Source organism: Chroococcidiopsis sp. SAG 2025 (assembly GCF_032860985.1).
In the GTDB taxonomy this organism is placed as follows: Bacteria; Cyanobacteriota; Cyanobacteriia; order Cyanobacteriales; family Chroococcidiopsidaceae; genus Chroococcidiopsis.
In genome coordinates this window covers 467,576-488,016 of the sequence record NZ_JAOCNC010000001.1, presented here as the reverse complement: position 1 = coordinate 488,016, position 20,441 = coordinate 467,576, and the positions used below count along the sequence as shown (strand labels likewise).

Here is a 20,441-nt window from a genome sequence, read left to right as displayed (position 1 = left end):
TGTTTTAAATGAAACTGGCAATTTCCACTAAAATCCCATCTAAATCGCGCACGTAAGCCACTGTTTGTCCCCAAGGTTTAACTTTAGGTTCTACAACAACTACAGCGCCAGCATTCACCGCATTTGTAAAAGCTGCCGATACGTCTTCTGTCACAAAACCAATTTCAATTCCAGCAGGCAAATTTGATAAATTATTCTCTTGAAATCCTTGAGAAAGATTCGATCGCGCTAGTTCGTTAGAAGCAAGAGCAAGTGTCGTTCCTCCCGTTTCCATCTCAGCATATTGTCCGCTTTCATGAACAAATCGTTGCTTTAAGCTGAAGGCACGTTCGTAAAATGCGACGGCTTGAGACACCTCTTTAACATAGAGAATTGTGTAGGAGAATTTCAATACTTTTACTCCTCACTTCAAGAATGACTGAGGTAGGGTCAGTACATTTGCTCTTATCAGTCAAGTATCGCAGGTAACAAGTAGCTTGCTATCAACCAATTACAAAGTATAGTAAACTCGGCACATCCAGAGCCACTTAGAGTGCTATTTTATTGTGGGAAATCATTAGACTAGAGATGTTGCGAGTGTGGCTGGTATGTTGCAGCGTCCAATTTTAATCGGTGGTGTTGGTTTAGCCTTTGCACTGTGGTTCTTGCAAGGGTGGCAAGAATCTTTAGCGCATCTGGGTGAGTTTAGCTTGATGGGTGCGATCGCCATCATCTTCTGTTTGTGGCTATTTGGCAAATATCGTCCTAAACAGCAAGTCCAAGATTTACCTGTCAATCGAGAAACGGTAGAAAAAGCGATCGCTCAAGTACAAGTAGTTGTAGATCGACTAGAAGCAGAAGATCGTCCTACTTCAGAATTACGAGAAAAAATCGCCCAGTTAGAAGCGCAGATCGATCGCCAAGAAATTAATTTAGCTATTACTGGTGGTAAATCTGTCGGTAAGACGACATTGTTACAAGTTTTAGAAACACAACCGCAAGATCGAAAGTTGTGTATTAGCGAGACAGCAGCTTTATTTAGCGAAGTCGAACAGACAGATACAGCAGCTTTGCAAAGTGCGATCGCATCCGATCTAATCTTATTTGTGACTGCTGGAGATTTAACTGATTCAGAATATCAAACTTTACAACAACTATTGGCAGCCCATCAGCGACTTGTTTTGGTATTTAATAAACAAGACCAATATCTTCCAGACGATCGCGCTGCTGTTTTATACTCTCTCCAGCAAAAGATGCAACCAATGCTAGCAGCAGAAGACGTTGTGGCGATCGTATCTGCACCCAATCCGTTGAAAGTGCGCCAGCATCAAGTTGATGGTGCGGTAGAGGAATGGCTGGAACAGCGTTTACCAGAAATTTCTTCTCTAACACAACGTCTAGAATATATTCTCCAGCAAGAAGCGCAACAGTTAGTTTGGGCAACCACCAAACGCCAAGCTGAAGAGTTGAAAGCAGAAGGCAAGACAATTCTGAATCAAATTAGACGCGATCGCGCTCTCCCCGTTGTAGAACAATATCAATGGATCGCCGCCGCCGCCGCTTTTGCTAACCCAGTTCCAGCTTTAGATTTACTGGCAACAGCAGCAATTAACGCTCAGTTGGTGATGGAATTAGGCGCAGTCTACCAGCAAAAATTCTCTCTCGAACAAGCGCAAACTGTAGCGGGAACGATGGGAAGTTTGATGTTGAAACTAGGTTTGGTGGAACTTTCTACGAAAGCTATTAGTACTGTTTTAAAAACTAATGCTGTCACCTTTGTAGCAGGTGGAACCGTGCAAGGAGTTAGCGCCGCCTATTTAACTCGCTTAGCTGGTTGTAGTCTGATCGAATATTTCCAACAACAGGAAGAGGCGATCAATTCAGGAGCAGGATTGAATCTGGATAAGTTAGGGCAGACTTTACAAAATGTCTTCCAACAAAATCAGCAAGTTGCTTTCTTGCATGGGTTTGTCAAACAGAGTTTGGGACGATTGTTACCAACTCCTCAACCGCAGGCTTAGTTTTGTATGCTTGACTTTGTAGGGTGCGTGACTCATGCACCCTCTTTACTATTTATCTGTAGCTTGTGGTAAAAGTTACAAATGTAAGTGTATTAAAACAATCATTCATACGAGCGTATTATTGCAGCTAATACAGATGATACAGAGTAAACTAATTAGCTGAACTGTTTCTAGTAATTACAGCTTGTGATTTCAAGTAATACACCAAATCAACAGCCTGGATTATTTGGGTTAAAACACTCAAACCGAGACTTCACTCAAAAAGACGCTTGGGGTAAAAACTGTTTCAATAATTCATTTCCAGCTTCTCTTTGTTCTTACTTATACAGTAGAACTATTGATAACATCTATATCAAGCTCAATTCAAATCTGGAAGTTGAGCATTCAAGTATTAATACAGCTTATTTCTACGGAATTAATCCAGACTCAGACAACTTGTTTTACGCTTTTGAAACACAGTTTACTCCATACCAACAATATTTGATCGGTGCGCTGCCGCGAGCAGATTTGGTTACTCAACAAAGAGATACGGGAAGTTGCCTGCAAGCAATTGAGGTAAAATTAACGGCTTTACCTGACCATTCAACGTGCGATCTTTTAGATGAAAGCTTGTATGGATGTGAAATAGTAGTAAGACCTGATACTATTGTTTACTTGGCTTGCAGTATTGCTGAGTACTTTGCACAAGACATTAATTTACTAAAAAGTTTAATTATAGGGAACTTTGAGGAGATAGAAGATTGGACAGAACCTTCAGATGTGATAACTCATCTTTCAAGTATGTTTGACTCTCTCAGATTAATTATGCTGTCTATGGTAGCAGTGCAAAAACCTTCTGTAATGCAACCTATTTGGAAAACCGTAGGCAAATCCCCTAGACTTGCAGATAATTGCTTGGATGTATTTGTCTGGAGCAATCTAGCATTTATAAGACTAATTTTAGATTCAAGCAAATTAGATAGTAAGCCAAATAAAACAGTAACAATTGGTAGGCATATTCGTGCAGTTATATGGCTCTTTAAAATGATTTATGATTTTAGCCAACATTATCAATTTGACTATAGAAAAATTGTTAGCATTGCATACAACACAAAAAATGACAAAGCTTTTTCAGTCAATGGAAGATTTACAAACTTTTATATGAGATCGGAAGTTTTAAGAATGCCAAGAATTCAGAAAACGGAAATCAAGGAAATCATTTTAGGTGGAGGTCAAAATTTATTAAGTCCAGAGAGAAGATTTGATGCTATAATATGCAACTCTTCTGGTTTATTCGACTAATCCACTATATAATTCTAGTATTAACTTTGCCAAGATGAGAACGGTAGATCTATTTGCTGGTTGTGGTGGTATGTCACTTGGATTTCAAAATGCTGGATTCAATTTAGTGGCTGCTTTTGAATACTGGCTCCCAGCGATTGAAGTTTATAAACAAAATTTCCAACATCCTATTTTTGAGAGAGACCTTTTACAAGAAGATGTATATGAATGCATTAATAGTTTCCAACCAGAGATGATTATCGGTGGTCCTCCATGCCAAGATTTTTCAAGTGCGGGTAGAAGAGACGAAAATGGTGGTAGAGCTGATTTATCTCTGGCATTTGCGAACATTATTGCTCGCATTAAGCCTAACTGGTTTGTGATGGAAAACGTTGATAGGATCGCAAAAAGCCGAGTTTTAGAGACAAGTTTAGAAGTATTTAAGGAAAGCGGATATGGTTTAACTTCTACAATTTTGAATGCTGGCTATTGTGGAGTTCCACAAACTAGAAAACGATATTTTTTGATTGGTCAGCTTGATGGAGATGATGGAAATTTAAGTCACTATCTAGTCAATAACCAGTCTAAAAATCCTATGACTGTTTTTGAATACTTAGGTGATAGTTTAGGTATTGAATATTTTTATCGCCATCCTAGAAGTTATAAAAGGAGAGCTGTTTTCAGTATTCATGAACCTAGTCCAACAGTTCGAGGTGTTAATCGTCCCATTCCAAAAACATACAAAAAACATGCAGGAGATGTATGTGATATCGACGAGAACTTACGTCCTCTAACTACAATTGAGCGTAGCTATATTCAGACCTTCCCAAAAGATTTTCAGTTTAAAGGAAGTAAATCAGATTTAGAACAAATGATTGGGAATGCTGTTCCTGTTAAGCTGGCTGAATATGTTGCTCGTTGTATTCTTGAATATGTTGAAGATAGCTCTAGCAACATAGCATACTACCTCCCAGAACCTTTAATTAAATCTATTTGAGGTTCGTAGAGTCATAACAAACACATTTTTGTGTTGGAGACAAATAACAATGATCTAAATTAAGAGCGAACAGCAAGTTTTGCACGAAGGATTACAAATTCTCTTTTCTAATATGAAGCCATCTGAAGTAGCTCGGTTTTGGGCAGCTTGCAATATCGGCGGTGGAAATTATCTTAAGCTCAAAGATAAGCTTTTTGCAGAAGAATCAGTAGCAAGTTTGTACGATAAGATTCTAGAGTTTCAGAAATCAAAAAATGTCGAATGAGATTCGAGTTAATTAATAAAATTCACCACACACACAATATCCTCACCAAAACTAGGCATTTGTTAGCGTTGGTTCCTGCACCTGCCAACCCAGTTCCTTAGCACGATCGCGGGCTTGTTTTGGTACGTCTGTAGCGACAAAATGTTGGTGGAGCATTTGCACGCTCAGCATATGGTTGATAATTGCATCCAGTTTTGTCCGCTCTGAATCGGATGTGTTACTGTCGGCGTGCTGTTGTAGAACTTGTTGCACGGCTGCGTTATCTAATAACCCAGCTGCTTCGATCGCCTGTTTGGATAAATAATCGTCGGCTAGCGATCGCATTGCTTTTTGTTTTGCTACATCAGTATGCGCTGGAGGAGCCATGAATGCAAATTTCTGTCGTTCGTAAAGGGCTTTAGGTAACAGTCCGCGCATGGCTTCACGCAAGACGAATTTATCTTTTCGCCCTCGAAAACGTAGTAGTGGGGGTAGCGTCACGGCAAATTCGACTAAATGATGGTCGAGAAATGGCGGACGCGCTTCCATTGAATTCGCCATATCAACGCGATCGCCTGCCCATCCTAAAACTTGCGACTCAAATTGAGTTTTTATCCATATATACTGCACTTTGTCAAGGGGGTGACGACCCTGAATTTGACTGCGATTGAGGACAGAGGCGATCGCGGCTCCTGGGGAATAATCGCGAGTAGCGGCGCGACGATCTGGATGCATTAAGCCAGGGATAGCATGAGCCGCAGTCAACCATGACTGAAGACAGCTAGGTGTAAACCCGATCGCATTTGTCAGTGAGGGATCGTCTAAGGGTTTTTCTGCTAGTAAATTACCTTTAAATATACGATTGCTTGCCTGCAACCAATCTTCTAAATCGGCTCGTTCTGCGGCAGATGCATCTTGCATTCCATGCAAAATCATATCGAGTCGCAGTTGGGGATAGCCAGCAAATAGCTCGTCCGAACCTTCCCCTGTAAGTACGACGCGGTAGCCTGCGTTGTGGACGTGTTCGCTCAGGAGCATCTTGGCAATTGTAAACGTATTGTAGATGCTGCGTTCGGTGTGCCAAATTGCACGGGCAAAATGCTCGTAGAGTTGTCCCCCTTGTACTGTAACGATATCTTGGTCGGCTCCTACAGCCTCTGCCATTTCCTGAGAAATTGCCGTTTCGTCATAATCGCGATCGTCGAAACCAACTGTAAACGCTTTGACGGGTGACTGCTGACAAGCGGCGGCAACTCCCAAAATCGTACAAGAATCAATTCCACCGGAAAGATAGCAAGCAACGGGTACGTCAGCTTCGAGTTTTAATTGAATCGCTTCGATAAAGTAGCGGCGCAATTCTTCGATGTAGAATTCATCTGGTTGTGAAGAAGTGCGATCGCTCAACAAAGGAAAATTTAAATCCCAATAAGTTTTAATTTGTACTCTTAATTGTCCGTTCTGGCGTTCTACAATTACCATTTGTCCTGGTTGGACGGCGTGAACTCCTGCAAATGCACTCGTACCAGGAACCATGAGTTGCATGAGCTGATGATACAAACCTTGAGAAGAAATCTGGCGCTGTACGTCGGGGTGAGCGAAGACGACTTTAATTTCCGAACCAAAAACAAAACTTTCGGGTGTCTGCGCCCAGTATAAAGGTTTTACTCCAAAGCGATCGCGTACCAGTGTGAGCCGATCTGCTGCTTTTTCGTAAAATGCAAAAGCAAACTCGCCGCGCAGATGAGGTAACGCACCTTCTAACCCGTATCGATCTGCTAAATGTAGTGTCAATTCCGTATCGCTCTTAGTTGTGAAACGATAGCCGCGTGAAGTCAGGTCGAAGCGCAGACGCTTATAGTCATAAAACTCGCCATTGTGGACGATTGTATGCTGACCGTCAGCCGAAACAAAAGGCTGTCGTCCCCGTTCGGGGTTGAGGTCAATAATAGCAAGACGCGCATGGGCAAAGCCAACGCCGCGATTCTCCACCACTTTCCAACCGCATCCATCGGGACCGCGATGACTTTGAATTGCTGCCATCGCTACCAAAACGTTTGGATCGACCGGACGGGAAGGATCGCGATTCATTACGCCACCAATGCCACACATGGCTTGTCTCCTGTACTCCGTATACTGTACTCAAATCTGTCTTGGGAGAATATATTAGATTTCTCGTTACAGTCTGTAATGTATCGTAGGGAACAGGAATGGTCGTTAATACATCCAGGCAATTGCGAAATGCTGTCCAGTAAAGTCAAAAATCAAAAGTTAAAAGTCACAGGAGCTTAACTTCTAAGCGTACAGATAGGCTGTGGCAAATATCGTACATACAAAGCAAAATATCTTTTCTCTATCCATGCCTGTTATGTCAATACTTCTGGCTGACTGAATTTGCGTATCATATTGAACGAAATACCGCCAGTTCGATTTGCTACCTCACTACCCTCCACCTTAATAAAGCCTACTCGTTGATACAAAGCGATCGCGGGATTGTTTGCTCGAACGTTGAGCGATACAGCAGGATAAACGCTTTGGGCTAGTTCGAGAACTTGCAATAGTAGCTTAGTTCCGACACCCTTACCACGATATTCGGGAATTACAGCCATTGCTAATTCAGGGAGCGAGTCATCAATATAGCCAAATCCTTTATCGGCACTCAACCATAAGCGCAACCAAGTTGCACCAATCGAGCGCTCGCTGACTAAAGCAACAGAACCCATATCACCCAACCGCCCCCAATCAATTGCATAACGAGAGAGTAACGGTTGCTTTTGAACGACTTCGATAGATAGCTCGTGTGCAGCATACATCAGCATTTGCCATACAATATGCTCATCATTAGGTGTTAAAGGACGTACCTGATAATTCATAGTTGGGCAACTTCAGCGCATTAACTTTATCGCTTACACTCGGCTACCACATCAAACTGTTAACTCTACCCGCGTTACCCCTTGACGCAACTGGCGCTGTCGAGCAATCCAAGACTGACGCACGGGGTAGCGCAACAATGGAGCTAGCTGGCTGGCTCCCCATCTGACAATCGCGCTTTTCTCTAGTAAGTCAGCCTGAGCCGCTTCCTGAGCTTGAAGTTTCTGCACGCGAATAATTTCCGGCTCTCGCTCGGCTTGAATTTTTGGCAATGCTGCATCAATTGCCGTATGTTCTGCTGCTTCACGCAACAACGGTACTAAATGATTTGCCGTCACAATGATATCCCGTAAAGCCATATTGATACCTTGAGCGCGGATTGGTGACATGGGATGAGCGGCATCACCTAACAAGAGTAAACCTGGCGCATACCAGCGCGAACAACGCCCAACTACAACAGATAGTAAAACAGGGCGATCGATAGTTTTGGCGTTTTGGCGAAAATGCTCTGCCAACCAAGGCGGTGAAGCAGATGCGAGTATTTCAGACCAATCATCGACTTGCTTCCAGTCGATCGCGTCATGTTCGCGGAGCGCCCAGCCTAATTGTAAATTTCCTTCTGAAGAACGAAATAAACCAAATGCATGATGACCTTGCAAGATTGAGTAAAAGATATTTTCCGAGTCAAAATGCGGACTATCTGCTAATTTAAACCAAAGAATATCGAAACTTTGAGACTTTTGCTCTAAAGACAAATGAGCTTGCTGCCGCACAATAGAATTTCGACCATCAGCAGCAACAACTAAATCGGCATAAATTTCGCCGCTTCCTAGCTTCACGCCAGAAATTCGTTCATCTCTCCACAGCAAATCTTGTACGGGAGCATTTTGCACGAACTCAAAATTAGGATAAGCGATCGCCTCTGCGATTAATGCTTCGAGTAAAGCTGGCTGTGAAACGAGAGTACACGGCTTACCACCTGATTCTATCGGTTCGTCAACTCGAAACAGCGATCGCCCCTCAATTAAAAATTCCCATGCATCTAGAGTTTGATGCGGAATGCGCTCTAGCATAGAGGATAAGCCCATTTGCTCTAAAGCGTCTAATCCGCTAGGCATTAACCCTTCACCCCGAAAAGCGCGGCGGAAGTTACGAGATGCTTCAACCAACTTGACTGTAATACCGCGTTTTGCTAATAGAAGTGCCAGCGTTGCACCAGTGGGTCCTGCCCCGACAATTACAACTTGAGTGTCATTTGTCATTTGTGAGTGGTGTGTTGGTAGTTAGTAGTTCTTCCCCGACTCCTCTTCTTCCCTGCTACCTATTATTAAATGAGTGCGATCGCAATTGATTTAGAACGGCTATAGTGCCTCTAGGAGAGAGACGTATTGTTTGTATGATATCTCTCGTCTTGCTGTTACAGGCAATGATATGGCAGAAACAGTAATGGGATTTAAGTAACTAAGTGTCATCTTAAGCTAGTTAAAAGCTATCATATATTTTTCGCTTTTAATACTGAACTTATGGGGAAGCATCAAAATACAAATAAAAATTTTGACTTAAAACTTTCTTATTGCTAGCAAGAGGTGGTGAGAATGGTACAAGAGAAACAACGCCTGTCTCGATTCTGGAAAACATTAACCACGCCTATTAGAGAATTACTCTCAGCCGAGGCTATAGAAACAGCTGCTGAGTCCGGTACGGCAGTATTGGAATTGGGAAAAACTCTTCAAGAACAAGGTAAAAGTCTTGTAATATTGAAGCCTTTAATAGAACATTCTCAATCATTATTAGCTCTGTTATGTTCGCCAGAAATTCAAATGGTTGGAGCGGGATTACCATTCGTATCAATTGCAATTACATTTTTGCGATTTTATCGTGAGAAAACACAGCAAGATCCCACTTTTGAAGATTCTGTAGCCTTGATTAGCCAAGCAGCATATTTGGAGAGTTTTAAGTAAATTAGAAATTTACCGGAATATAAAAGCAAGTTAGCTAACCTTGATGCTGTCTCTTCTTCTCACGAGTTAGTAGTCTCTTTACAAAAACTAGAAGAATTTGAATTAGATAACAAAGCAGCTAAACAAGCATTTATATCTTTTCCTACTTCAGAATTATGTAAAGTCTTTAATCAAGTTCTATCTACTCGCTTGCAAGCATCTAGACTCAACCAAGATGAGATCTCGGTATTTACAGAGCGAGTTGCTTACAACAGTAGATTATACTTTTTTGAGGCGATCGGAGGAAGAGATAAATTTACTAATGCCAGATTAGATTTACTATACTCTTCTCAAGCGGTAGAATTACTAAAAAAATATAACAGTATAGAGCGATATCTGAAAGAAGAAATTGCTTCAAAACCAAACGAAACTATTTTTAATGAAAAATTTACTTTTGAAGATATTTATGTACTGCTCAAAGCAAGAAGAGTAGATCTTAACAACAAAATTGATGAATCAAAAGAATCATTTGATTTAGAAACTTGGGTAAAAAATCTTGTTCTCGATCGCGATTTAAATAAATTAACGCAGGTTATTTTTATTCAAGCAGAACCAGGACGAGGTAAAAGTGTATTTTGCCGGATGTTTACTGACTGGGTAAGACAACATTTACATCCCATGTGGACACCAGTTTTGATTCGTTTACGGGATATTGATGAATTTCAGCATTTACATCCCATGTGGACACCAGTTTTGATTCGTTTACGGGATATTGATGAATTTCAGCCTAGTTTAGAAGAAACTTTACGCTCAAGAATAAAAACAGATTTTGCTCAAAATAATAATTGGCTTACTGATGATTATACCAGGTTTATATTTATTTTGGATGGGTTTGATGAGTTACGTATTGAACGTAGTAATAACCAAACTATAGAAAGATTCCTCAAATAAGTTGGTGGATTTCAGCTTGATTACGTCAATAAGCATCGCATAATAATTACAGGTAGAGCAATGGCTTTACATGGAATCGACCGCCTACCACATAATCTAAAACGGGTAGAAATTAGGGAACTAGATGTTGATTTACAAAATCAGTGGTTTACCAACTGGTAGAAGCATTTTAACACGGATAAAACTAAAGAGTTTCAAAAATTTTAAACATTCTAATTTTACTATTAGAGTTACATCGCTATGCACAAAAGCAAGATGCATTAAAAAATGAGATTGTTTTTTATCCTTGTGGACGCAAAGATACTGATAATTTTGATAAAACAAGATTCCTGACTATAATTAGTTATAGCTACTGTCTAGAGTATGCAGCCTTTGCATCCATTGTTGGCTCGTTTTTACAAGATATCAACTTAACAGAGGTAGATTTACATGGTGCGTATCTTTGTGATGTAGACCTCAGTTATGCAAATATCAGCCACACTAGTCTCTACAATACAAATTTTGATAGTGCAAATTTAGAGAGTGTCAATTTTTTTAATACGGAGTTTTGGCAAGTAAACCTTCTTGAGGCAAATCTTAGTAACGCTAACTTTACAAATGCATGCTTCCAATATGGTGTATGTTTCAGCGACGGCACAAACCTAACTAATACAGATTTTAGTGGTGCTGAGGTCATTGGTATTGATTTTTCCTATTCAAAACTTCAATGTGCAAATTTCAGTGGTGCAAACCTTCAATCTAGTAATTTTCATAAAGCAAAACTAAGTCATGCAAACTTTACTAACACGGCTCTCAGATATGTAGACTTCACTGGCGCAAATTTAAGCAATACTAACTTTTGTGGTGCAAACTTAACGGATATTTACTGGGATAAGAATACAAAGTGGGAGAATATTCTTGGGTTAGAAACAGCGATTAATATACCAGAAGCATTAAAACAACAATTGGGATTAGAGTAGAGTCTGGTTGAGATAAGATTATCCTTCTCTTTCTTCCTTAGCGCCTTAGCGTCTTGGCGTGAAACAAAAAAAATTCTTCCTCTCTCAACTCAAAAACAACTCCTTAATCCCCGTACTGCCAATCTCAATTGCCAAAGCTGCCAACAAAAAGCCTAGAAGTTGAGTTATAATCACCTCACCTTCTGCACCAATCCATTTATCTACGAATGCTGACTGACGCACGATTAACCACGTCACGAACATCGCTGCGACTACTCCCACCACCACGCTAATATGAGCATTGGGAGAATCAGACATTAATAACATCACAGTTGTAATCGTTCCTGGTCCCGCTAAAAGTGGTAAGGCAAGGGGAGTAATCGCTACATCCCTTTGCTGGTCTACCATTGGCGTGTCTATGTCTCCATCGAGCATTTTCAACGCAATCAACAGCAGCAATAATCCGCCAGCTACCCGCAGGGAACCCAGACTAATCTCCAAGTATCTTAAAATCCATTGACCACCAAAGGCAAACGCCAGCAATACCCCGGTTGCAACCAAACTCGCCCGATCTATCACGCTATTTCTTTGCTCTGGTTCCATCCCTTTAGTTAAAATCAGAAACACAGGTGCATTGCCCAAAGCATCCGCTAGCACGAATACAGCTACAAAAGTTTTAATAAATACAGAAATATCCACATCAGTTATCAGTTAACAGCTAACAGTTATTCAGCGTACAGATTTTACATGTCACTTAAATACTATTTCCAATTCTCGAAGGCAGCGATCGCAGGTACAACATGTTTTGATTATTTTCTTGATTCTTGGGTAAATTTTAACACTTTACAATCAATTAAACTTAATTTTATCAAAGCCATTGCAATCCTTTGAATGACTGATAAGTGAATTAATAAAAGCTTAAGAAGGGTAACATCTTTTTGTTTGGCTCTATACTGAAAAAAGTCGGAGCGATTCACTATTTTGAAAGTTAGAGCGATCGCGATCGTACTTTAGAGAGAAAACAAACCAGTCTGAAATTGAAAGAATTTAGTAGAAAACCTTGAAATAATAGGGTAACAATTCATCATGGTTCAAGCACCCGCTCCCACAGCACAAAAAGGTTCATTGACTGCTGACGAGCTGCAAAAGATGAATGCTTACTGGCGTGCAGCTAACTATCTTTCAGTCGGACAAATCTATCTTTTAGACAACCCACTCCTGAAAGAACCGCTGAAGCTAGAACATATTAAACCACGATTGTTGGGACATTGGGGAACGACACCGGGCTTAAATTTTATTTACGTTCACCTCAATCGTGTGATTAAGAAATACGACCTCAGCACGATTTATATTGCTGGTCCCGGTCATGGTGGACCTGGTCTGGTTGCCAACACTTATTTAGAAGGGACGTATAGCGAATATTACCCCAATGTCTCTCAAGATACTGAGGGAATGAAGCAACTCTTCAAACAATTTTCCTTCCCTTACGGTATTCCCAGCCACGTTGCACCTGAAACCCCTGGTTCGATCCACGAAGGAGGTGAATTGGGTTACGCTGTTTCCCATGCATACGGTGCTGCATTTGACAACCCCGATTTAATTGTGGCGTGTGTCGTGGGTGATGGCGAAGCGGAAACGGGTGCTTTAGCTACGAGTTGGCATAGCAATAAATTCCTCAATCCCGTCCGAGATGGTGCGGTGTTACCAATTCTGCACCTAAATGGATACAAAATTGCCAATCCTACGGTGTTGGCGCGGATGAGTCATCAAGAGTTGGAAAGCTTGTTCGTCGGTTACGGCTACAAACCCTACTTCGTCGAGGGTGACGATCCCGCTACCATGCACCAACTGATGGCGGCGACGATGGAGCGGGTGGTAGAGGAAATTAAAGTAATTCAGCACGAAGCACGGACGAAAGGTTTTACGGATCGCCCCCAATATCCGATGATAATTTTGCGATCGCCTAAAGGGTGGACGGGACCAAAAGAAGTAGACGGCAAGAAAACAGAAGGTTCATGGCGATCGCACCAAGTCCCGTTTTCCGAAATGTCTAGCAAGCCAGAACACGTACAATTGCTAGAACAGTGGATGAAGAGTTACAAACCCGAAGAACTCTTCGATGCAGAAGGTAAGTTATTCCCAGAATTAGCCGCGCTCGCACCTACCGGACAACAGCGCATGGGTGACAACCCCCACGCTAACGGCGGAATTTTATTGCGGGATCTGAAAATGCCAGATTTCCGTCACTATGCAGTAGAGGTAAAAAATCCAGGTACGACAACATCTGAGGCTACCCGCGTTTTGGGTAAGTTTCTGGCGGATATTCTGAGATTTAACGAAAAAAGCCAGAATTTCCGAATTTTTGGTCCCGACGAAACCGCATCTAACCGCTTGGGTGAAGTTTTCAAAACGACAGACCGGACGTGGACGGCAGATATTTTACCGGAAGACGAACAACTATCGCCTGACGGTAGGGTAATGGAAATTTTGAGCGAACATACCTGTCAGGGATGGTTAGAAGGATACTTGCTGACCGGACGGCATGGAATATTTTCCTGCTACGAAGCATTTATCCACATCATCGATTCGATGTTTAACCAACATGCCAAGTGGTTGAAAACAACCCGTCACATTACCTGGCGCAGACCTGTAGCTTCCCTCAATTACCTCTTGACTTCCCACGTCTGGCGACAAGATCACAACGGCTTTTCGCACCAAGACCCAGGTTTTATCGATCATGTGATGAATAAAAAGGCTGAGGTGATTCGGGTGTATTTACCCCCCGATGCTAATACTTTACTCTCAGTTGGCGATCACTGCCTGCGATCGCGCCATTACGTCAACGTCATCGTCGCCGGAAAACAGCCAGCTTTGCAGTATCTCGACATGGATGCAGCAGTCAAGCACTGTACCAAAGGAATCGGAATTTGGGAATGGGCAAGTAACGACAAAGATAGCGAACCCGATGTTGTCATGGCGTGTGCGGGGGATATTCCCACCTTAGAAACTTTAGCAGCAGTAGACATGATGCGGCTGCACTTTCCCAATTTGAAAGTCAGGGTGGTGAATGTGGTGGATTTGATGACAATGCAACCTAACACCGAACACCCCCACGGTTTGACAGATAAGGACTTTGACAGCATCTTTACCACCGACAAGCCGATTATCTTTGCTTTCCACGGCTATCCCTGGCTGATCCACCGCCTCACCTATCGCCGCACCAACCACCGCAACCTACACGTTCGCGGCTACAAGGAAGAGGGAACAACAACCACGCCATTTGATATGGTCGTCCTCAACGACTTAGACCGTTTCCATTTAGTAATGGATGCGATCGATCGCGTACCTAAATTGGGTGCTAAAGCAGCATATGTCAAGCAAATGCTCAAAGACAAACTGATCGAACACAGACATTTTGTCTCCACATATGGCGAAGACATGGCAGAAATCCGTAATTGGAAATGGCAGTATTACAGCGGTTCCCCAGCCGATAAAACTGCGATCGATACCCAACGCGATAATGCTAGTTCGACTCCGTCCCTAGAAGGAGAAGAAGGCGCGGCGAGGAAGTAAAGAGAGCTGGGGGAGGTGAGGGAGCTGAGGAGGGTGAGGGAGAAGAATTACTTCTGACTCCTAGCTCCTAGTTTTTGAATTTTAAATTTTGACTTTTGACTTCCCTTGTAATCATTTTGACTTTTGCAGTAGTAAAAATCGGGCAAGGTTAATAGCAGGAAACAGTTAATTAGGAATTGAATATGCAAATACAGGAACCCCAGCTGCAAGGTCAAGATACGGGGATGCTGATGGAAGACGATCGCACGGGGATTGGGGTTGAAACCCTGAAGCGAGCGTTTTTAGATAACTTATTCTACGTCCAAGGCAAGTTTCCTGCGCTTGCCACCAAACACGACTACTACATGGCACTTGCCTATACAGTACGCGATCGCCTCCTGCAACGCTGGGTCAATACAGCCGCGATTTACACCCAGGAAGGATCGCGTACTGTTGCCTACCTCTCGGCTGAGTTCTTGATGGGTCCGCATTTGGGTAATAACTTGATTAATTTGGGCATTTACAACCAAGTGCAGCAAGCCATGACCGAGTTAAAACTCGACCTGAAAGAATTGCTGGCGAAAGAAGAGGAACCAGGGTTAGGTAATGGGGGTTTGGGTCGGTTAGCTGCTTGTTACCTCGATTCCTTGGCAAGCTTGGAAATTCCTACCCTTGGCTATGGTATCCGCTACGAATTTGGTATTTTCGACCAACTGATTCGCAACGGCTGGCAGGTTGAGAAAACTGATAAATGGCTGCGCTATGGCAACCCTTGGGAAATTGCGCGTCCAGAATGGGCGGTTTCGGTGAAATTTGGCGGTCGTACCGAAGCACATAAAAATGCTCAAGGACGCTATCAGGTACGCTGGATTCCTCACAAAGTTGTCCTGGGCATTCCCTACGATACACCGATTTTGGGTTACAAGGTCAACACGGCTAATACCTTGCGGTTATGGAAAGCCGAAGCACCAGAATCTTTTGATTTTGAAGCCTTCAATCGCGGGAATTACTATGGTGCGGTGGATCAAAAAGTTACCTCGGAAAACTTAACCAAGGTACTTTATCCTAATGATGAAACCTATGAAGGTAAGCAACTACGGTTAGAACAGCAGTATTTCTTTGTTTCCTGCGCCTTGCAAGATATGCTGCGAATTATGCTACGGCAGAAATTGCCCTTAGAACAGTTCCACGAAAAATTCGCCGTTCAACTCAACGATACCCATCCCGCGATCGCAGTTGCAGAATTGATGCGATTGTTGTTGGACGAACACGAAATGGACTGGGAACCCGCTTGGGAAATTACCCAGAAAACTTTTGGGTACACTAACCATACTTTACTACCAGAGGCTTTGGAAAAGTGGTCGCTGAAGTTATTCAGTAGCCTCCTTCCCCGTCATTTAGAAATCATTTATGAAATTAATTGGCGTTTTTTAGAACAGGTACGACATAAATTTGGCACGGATGAAGGACGGATCGGACGGCTATCGTTGATTGACGAAAACGATGGTAAGTTCGTCCGTATGGCACACCTCGCCTGCGTCGGTAGCCACAAAATCAATGGAGTCGCAGCACTCCACAGCGAATTGTTGCAAAAAACCACGCTGTTAGACTTTTACGAGTTTTTCCCCGAAAAATTTACCAACGTCACAAACGGCGTTACCCCTCGTCGTTGGATTGTCTTGAGTAATCCCAAGCTGACAAATTTGATTACCAGTTGTATCGGAGATAATTGGATTAAACATTTAGAAGACGTACAGCAAATAGAAACCTACGCTGAAGATCCAGGGTTTCAACAAGAATGGCAGCAGATCAAGCGGGAAAATAAAGTTAACGTCGCTGAAATTCTGCTCGATCGCACGGGTGTTAAAGTGAATCCCGACTCCCTATTTGATATTCAAGTCAAGCGCATTCACCAATATAAGCGCCAACACCTGAACATATTGCACGCAATTACGCTTTACAACCAAATCAAGCAAAACCCCAATCTAGATATTACCCCCCGTACTTTAATCTTTGCTGGCAAAGCCGCCCCTGGTTATTACATAGCCAAGTTGATAATTAAACTGATTACCTCCGTAGCTGAAGTGGTCAACAAAGACCCAGATATTGGCGATCGCCTGAAAGTTGTCTTTTTACCAGATTACAACGTCAAAAACAGCCAACCGATCTATCCCGCCGCCGACCTTTCCGAACAAATCTCCACCGCAGGCAAAGAAGCATCCGGTACGGGTAATATGAAGTTTGCCATGAATGGGGCATTGACAATTGGCACTCTCGACGGGGCAAACATCGAGATCCGTAATGCTGTAGGAGCAGAAAATTTCTTTCTCTTTGGCTTGACAACAGAGGACGTTGGTGCTTTAAGATTAACCGGATATCGCCCTTGGGAATATTACGAAGCAAGTCCCCAACTGAAACAAGCAATCGACCAAATCGCCTCGGGATATTTTTCTCATGGCGATCGCAGCTTATTCAAACCACTGGTAAACTTGTTACTTGACAAAGACCCCTTCATGTTAATGGCAGATTACCAACCGTACATCGATTGCCAACAGCAAGTATCTCAGACATACCGCGATCGCCAGCGGTGGTTGCAAATGTCAATTTTAAATACAGCCCGCATGGGTAAATTTTCCTCAGACCGTGCCATCCGCGAGTACTGCCAGCAGATCTGGAAAGTGCAACCCGTTCCGGTACAATTGGCAGCAGCAAAAACTGGCGATGGTTGGTTTGAAGAGTAGGGGCGAGGAGCGAGGAGCGAGGAGTGAGGGAAAGAAGAGCAGCTCCAGGGGCTGAGGAGGCTGAAGAGGCTGAGGGAGCAAGACAATCCGAAATCCAAAATCTAAAATCCAAAATTCCTCCACCCCTCGCTCCTCATTCCTCACTCCTCACTCCTTTCAAATGACAAATGACAAACGACGAATGACAAACTTATGTTAAAAATTGGCATTAACGGTTTTGGTCGGATTGGACGTTTGGTAGCGCGGGTAGCAGCGCAAAACCCGCAAGTGGAGATTGTCGGGATTAACGATCTCGTTCCCCCCGATAATCTTGCCTATTTGTTCAAATACGACTCCACCCACGGTACTTTTAGCGGTCGGGTGGACGCGAAAGAAGACGGGATCGTCATCGACGGCAAATTTATCCCTTGTACGGCGATCAAAAATCCGGCTGAGTTACCTTGGGGCAGTTTGGGTGCAGATTATGTTGTGGAATCTACAGGCTTGTTTACCACTTACGATGGTGCAGCCAATCACCTCAAAGCAGGGGCGAAACGGGTAGTCATTTCTGCTCCTACTAAAGACCCAGATAAGGTTCCAACGCTGTTGGTGGGTGTGAACCACGACAAATTCGATCCCCAAAAAGATGCGATCGTCTCTAATGCCAGCTGTACCACTAACTGTCTGGCTCCGATCGCGAAAGTGATTGATGACAAATTCGGCTTGACCGAAGGCTTAATGACCACCGTACACGCTATGACCGCTACCCAACCTACTGTAGATGGTCCTAGTAAGAAAGACTGGCGCGGCGGACGCGGGGCAGCTCAAAATATCATTCCTTCCTCGACTGGGGCGGCGAAAGCTGTAGCGTTAGTTTTGCCTCAACTCAAGGGTAAGCTTACTGGAATGGCATTTCGCGTACCTACCCCCGATGTCTCTGTCGTCGATCTGACCTTCAAGACAGAAAAAGCCACCAGCTACAAAGAGATCTGTACGGCAATGAAAGAAGCCTCCGAAAATGGCTTAGCAGGCATTCTCGGCTACACCGAAGATGAAGTTGTCTCAATGGATTTTCGTAGCGATCGCCGTTCTAGTATCTTTGATGCTGGTGCGGGGATCGAGTTGAATTCCAACTTTTTCAAAGTTGTGTCCTGGTATGACAACGAGTGGGGTTACTCCTGTCGTGTCCTCGACCTGATGCTCTACATGGCTCAGAAAGAAGGGATATTAACAGGCGATCGCCCTTTGGTTACTGCTTCTTAACTAGGGAGCAGGGAGTAGGGAGTAGGGAGTCGTAAATCCCTCACCCCTTACTCCTCACTCCTCACTCCTCACTCCTCACCATGAGTCTCAAACTTTACTTGTTACGGCACGGTGAAACAGAATATAGCCGGACGGGAGGTTTCTGTGGCGAACTCGACCCAGAACTGACTCCAGAAGGAATGTTGATGGCAAAGGCATTTGCCGAAACTTATCGTTCCCTACCTTGGGCGGCGGTTTATGTCAGTCCGATGAAACGCACGATCGCTACTGCAAAACCTTTATGTGATGCGATCGCGATGGATATGCAATTGCGCGACGGATTGAAGGAAATTCGTTACGGCAAATGGGAAGGACAAACGCTGGAATTTGTCAAGCAACATTATGAAGAAGATTACGTCCGGTGGTTGACGGAACCAGCTTGGAATCCGCCGACTGAAGGCGAAACTGGTGTCCAAATTGCCAGCCGCGCCATGCCTGTTATTTCTGAAATTGAAGCTAAATGTCCTACGGGCAATGTTTTAGTTGTTTCCCACAAAGCCACAATTAGGATTATTCTTTGTAGCTTATTAGGAATCGATGTCGGACGTTATCGCGATCGCATTACTGCTTTAGCTGCTTCTGTTAGTATTGTCAAATTTGACGTACACGGTCCTTTACTCGAAGTGTTGGGCGATCGCTATCATCTAGATGCAGAATTACGTAATTTACCAGGAACGTAATAATCGACAAATATATCTATAAATATCTCATTTTCGTTCTGGATATTTTACCTAAACTAAGATCTGAAACATTCGCGATCGCTCTTTCTCTTCAATTTTTGTCCCTGAGTCAACATAGCAAATAGCAGATAAATTAGGACAAGTCAATTAACTACAAGCAAGATGATTCATAACTTTTTCATCTGCTCCCTACTCCCTGCTCCCTGCTTCCTGCTACAAGAGTTCAAAATTCACTCACAATAAACTCAAATAGAACTTATGCAAACTATTTATGTCGATGGAACTTACCTTGAGAATAATCCAACATATGGTGTTGAAGATTCTCCTTGGAAAGCTCAGCAAATTCTGAGTATAATTCGGAAAAATCAGTTAAATCCTCGTTCTATTTGTGAAATTGGCTGCGGTGCTGGAGAGATTTTAAGTCAACTACAGTTATCCTTACCAGAGCATGTCAGATTTCAAGGATATGATATCTCACCTCAAGCAATCCAACTTTCGCAACAGCGCCGAAATCAAAATTTATCTTTTGCCTGTGAGGATATAACTAAAAAAGAAATCGATTTTTTCGATATTTTGCTTTGTATTGACGTGTTCGAGCATGTAGAAGACTATTTAAATTTTTTAAGACAGTTAAGACCTAAATCTAAATACAAAATTTTTCATATTCCTCTCGATATGTCAGCTCAATTCGTCCTGCGAGCTGAACCGATTTTATGGATGCGAGAAAACGTCGGTCATATACATTACTTCATGAAAGAAACAGCTCTTTGGGCTTTGAAAGATGCGGGCTACAATATTTTAGATTATTGCTACACTGCCGAGCATGTCGATCGCCCGAAATCCTTTAAAGCTCGATCGCTAAGTCTACCGCGAAAAATTTTACATGCGATCGCCCCAGACGTTACAGTGCGGCTACTAGGAGGATACTCGCTGTTAGTCCTAGCAGAATCATAGAGCTGTATACATCTTTAGGCACTCAACAAATTGCT

The 20,441-nt window shown here is 42.9% G+C and carries 16 protein-coding genes and 1 pseudogene; 12 read left to right on the top strand and 5 right to left on the bottom strand.

Going from position 1 to position 20,441, the window contains the following annotated elements; genetic code table 11:
• Positions 1–4: 4 nt before the first annotated feature.
• A complete protein-coding gene (locus N4J56_RS02355) occupies positions 5–391 on the bottom strand; it encodes a VOC family protein (protein WP_317104971.1) in 387 nt (128 codons plus the stop codon).
• Between the two features lie 196 nt (positions 392–587).
• Here N4J56_RS02355 and N4J56_RS02350 point away from each other — a divergent pair, with 196 nt between their 5' ends.
• The 4 genes from N4J56_RS02350 (at position 588) to N4J56_RS02335 (ending at position 4,522) form a co-directional block, all read left to right on the top strand.
• Positions 588–2,000, top strand: a complete 1,413-nt coding sequence (locus N4J56_RS02350) for a DUF697 domain-containing protein (protein WP_317104970.1) — start codon at positions 588–590, stop codon at positions 1,998–2,000.
• A 186-nt stretch (positions 2,001–2,186) separates the two neighbouring features.
• Positions 2,187–3,281, top strand: a complete 1,095-nt coding sequence (locus tag N4J56_RS02345; protein WP_317104969.1) for a HindVP family restriction endonuclease — start codon at positions 2,187–2,189, stop codon at positions 3,279–3,281.
• A 34-nt stretch (positions 3,282–3,315) separates the two neighbouring features.
• Complete coding sequence (locus N4J56_RS02340; RefSeq protein ID WP_317104968.1) at positions 3,316–4,257, top strand: DNA cytosine methyltransferase; 942 nt, start codon at positions 3,316–3,318, stop codon at positions 4,255–4,257.
• Positions 4,258–4,336: 79 nt separating this feature from the next.
• Positions 4,337–4,522: a hypothetical protein gene (locus tag N4J56_RS02335; RefSeq protein WP_317104967.1), complete on the top strand. Its 186-nt coding sequence runs from the start codon at positions 4,337–4,339 to the stop codon at positions 4,520–4,522.
• A 51-nt stretch (positions 4,523–4,573) separates the two neighbouring features.
• Here the strand turns inward: N4J56_RS02335 and asnB are convergent, their stop codons facing one another.
• From asnB to N4J56_RS02320, 3 genes are all read right to left on the bottom strand, one after another.
• Positions 4,574–6,610, bottom strand: a complete 2,037-nt coding sequence (gene asnB, locus N4J56_RS02330) for an asparagine synthase (glutamine-hydrolyzing) (protein WP_317104966.1) — start codon at positions 6,608–6,610, stop codon at positions 4,574–4,576.
• A 254-nt stretch (positions 6,611–6,864) separates the two neighbouring features.
• Positions 6,865–7,371, bottom strand: a complete 507-nt coding sequence (locus tag N4J56_RS02325; protein WP_317104965.1) for a GNAT family N-acetyltransferase — start codon at positions 7,369–7,371, stop codon at positions 6,865–6,867.
• A gap of 51 nt (positions 7,372–7,422) precedes the next feature.
• Entirely contained in the window at positions 7,423–8,631 is a 1,209-nt protein-coding gene (locus N4J56_RS02320) for an FAD-dependent oxidoreductase (protein ID WP_317104964.1), read from the bottom strand.
• Between the two features lie 333 nt (positions 8,632–8,964).
• Here N4J56_RS02320 and N4J56_RS40735 point away from each other — a divergent pair.
• Together N4J56_RS40735 and N4J56_RS40730 are read left to right on the top strand one after the other, a co-directional pair.
• Positions 8,965–10,260: pseudogene (locus N4J56_RS40735) on the top strand (hypothetical protein).
• Between the two features lie 200 nt (positions 10,261–10,460).
• Complete coding sequence (locus tag N4J56_RS40730; protein ID WP_410500404.1) at positions 10,461–11,219, top strand: pentapeptide repeat-containing protein; 759 nt, start codon at positions 10,461–10,463, stop codon at positions 11,217–11,219.
• 84 nt (positions 11,220–11,303) lie between these two features.
• Here the strand turns inward: N4J56_RS40730 and N4J56_RS02305 are convergent, their stop codons facing one another.
• Positions 11,304–11,897 carry a MarC family protein gene (locus N4J56_RS02305; protein WP_317104961.1) on the bottom strand — a complete coding sequence of 198 codons (594 nt, stop codon included), beginning with the start codon at positions 11,895–11,897 and terminating at the stop codon, positions 11,304–11,306.
• Positions 11,898–12,284: 387 nt separating this feature from the next.
• Here N4J56_RS02305 and N4J56_RS02300 point away from each other — a divergent pair, with 387 nt between their 5' ends.
• The 6 genes from N4J56_RS02300 to N4J56_RS02275 all read left to right on the top strand — a co-directional run bounded on the left by N4J56_RS02300 (position 12,285) and on the right by N4J56_RS02275 (position 20,406).
• Positions 12,285–14,771: a phosphoketolase family protein gene (locus tag N4J56_RS02300; RefSeq protein ID WP_317104960.1), complete on the top strand. Its 2,487-nt coding sequence runs from the start codon at positions 12,285–12,287 to the stop codon at positions 14,769–14,771.
• 182 nt (positions 14,772–14,953) lie between these two features.
• On the top strand, positions 14,954–17,491 hold the full coding sequence (locus tag N4J56_RS02295) for a glycogen/starch/alpha-glucan phosphorylase (RefSeq protein ID WP_317104959.1): 2,538 nt from the start codon (positions 14,954–14,956) through the stop codon (positions 17,489–17,491).
• Between the two features lie 23 nt (positions 17,492–17,514).
• On the top strand, positions 17,515–17,655 hold the full coding sequence (locus N4J56_RS02290; RefSeq protein WP_317104958.1) for a hypothetical protein: 141 nt from the start codon (positions 17,515–17,517) through the stop codon (positions 17,653–17,655).
• Positions 17,656–17,683: 28 nt separating this feature from the next.
• The gene (gap, locus tag N4J56_RS02285) at positions 17,684–18,733 is read left to right on the top strand and encodes a type I glyceraldehyde-3-phosphate dehydrogenase (protein ID WP_317104957.1); all 1,050 of its coding nucleotides are present in this window, start codon (positions 17,684–17,686) and stop codon (positions 18,731–18,733) included.
• A gap of 80 nt (positions 18,734–18,813) precedes the next feature.
• The gene (locus tag N4J56_RS02280; RefSeq protein ID WP_317104956.1) at positions 18,814–19,452 is read left to right on the top strand and encodes a histidine phosphatase family protein; all 639 of its coding nucleotides are present in this window, start codon (positions 18,814–18,816) and stop codon (positions 19,450–19,452) included.
• Positions 19,453–19,710: 258 nt separating this feature from the next.
• On the top strand, positions 19,711–20,406 hold the full coding sequence (locus N4J56_RS02275; protein ID WP_317104955.1) for a class I SAM-dependent methyltransferase: 696 nt from the start codon (positions 19,711–19,713) through the stop codon (positions 20,404–20,406).
• Positions 20,407–20,441: the final 35 nt, after the last annotated feature.

Coding starts and splice junctions, on each gene's coding strand:
- N4J56_RS02275 (WP_317104955.1), top strand. CDS start 19,711: ATGCAAACTATTTATGTCGATGGAACTTACCTTGAGAATAATCCAACA.
- N4J56_RS02350 (WP_317104970.1), top strand. CDS start 588: ATGTTGCAGCGTCCAATTTTAATCGGTGGTGTTGGTTTAGCCTTTGCA.
- N4J56_RS02340 (WP_317104968.1), top strand. CDS start 3,316: ATGAGAACGGTAGATCTATTTGCTGGTTGTGGTGGTATGTCACTTGGA.
- asnB (WP_317104966.1), bottom strand. CDS start 6,610: ATGTGTGGCATTGGTGGCGTAATGAATCGCGATCCTTCCCGTCCGGTC.
- gap (WP_317104957.1), top strand. CDS start 17,684: ATGTTAAAAATTGGCATTAACGGTTTTGGTCGGATTGGACGTTTGGTA.
- N4J56_RS02320 (WP_317104964.1), bottom strand. CDS start 8,631: ATGACAAATGACACTCAAGTTGTAATTGTCGGGGCAGGACCCACTGGT.
- N4J56_RS02325 (WP_317104965.1), bottom strand. CDS start 7,371: ATGAATTATCAGGTACGTCCTTTAACACCTAATGATGAGCATATTGTA.
- N4J56_RS02280 (WP_317104956.1), top strand. CDS start 18,814: ATGAGTCTCAAACTTTACTTGTTACGGCACGGTGAAACAGAATATAGC.
- N4J56_RS02295 (WP_317104959.1), top strand. CDS start 14,954: ATGCAAATACAGGAACCCCAGCTGCAAGGTCAAGATACGGGGATGCTG.
- N4J56_RS02300 (WP_317104960.1), top strand. CDS start 12,285: ATGGTTCAAGCACCCGCTCCCACAGCACAAAAAGGTTCATTGACTGCT.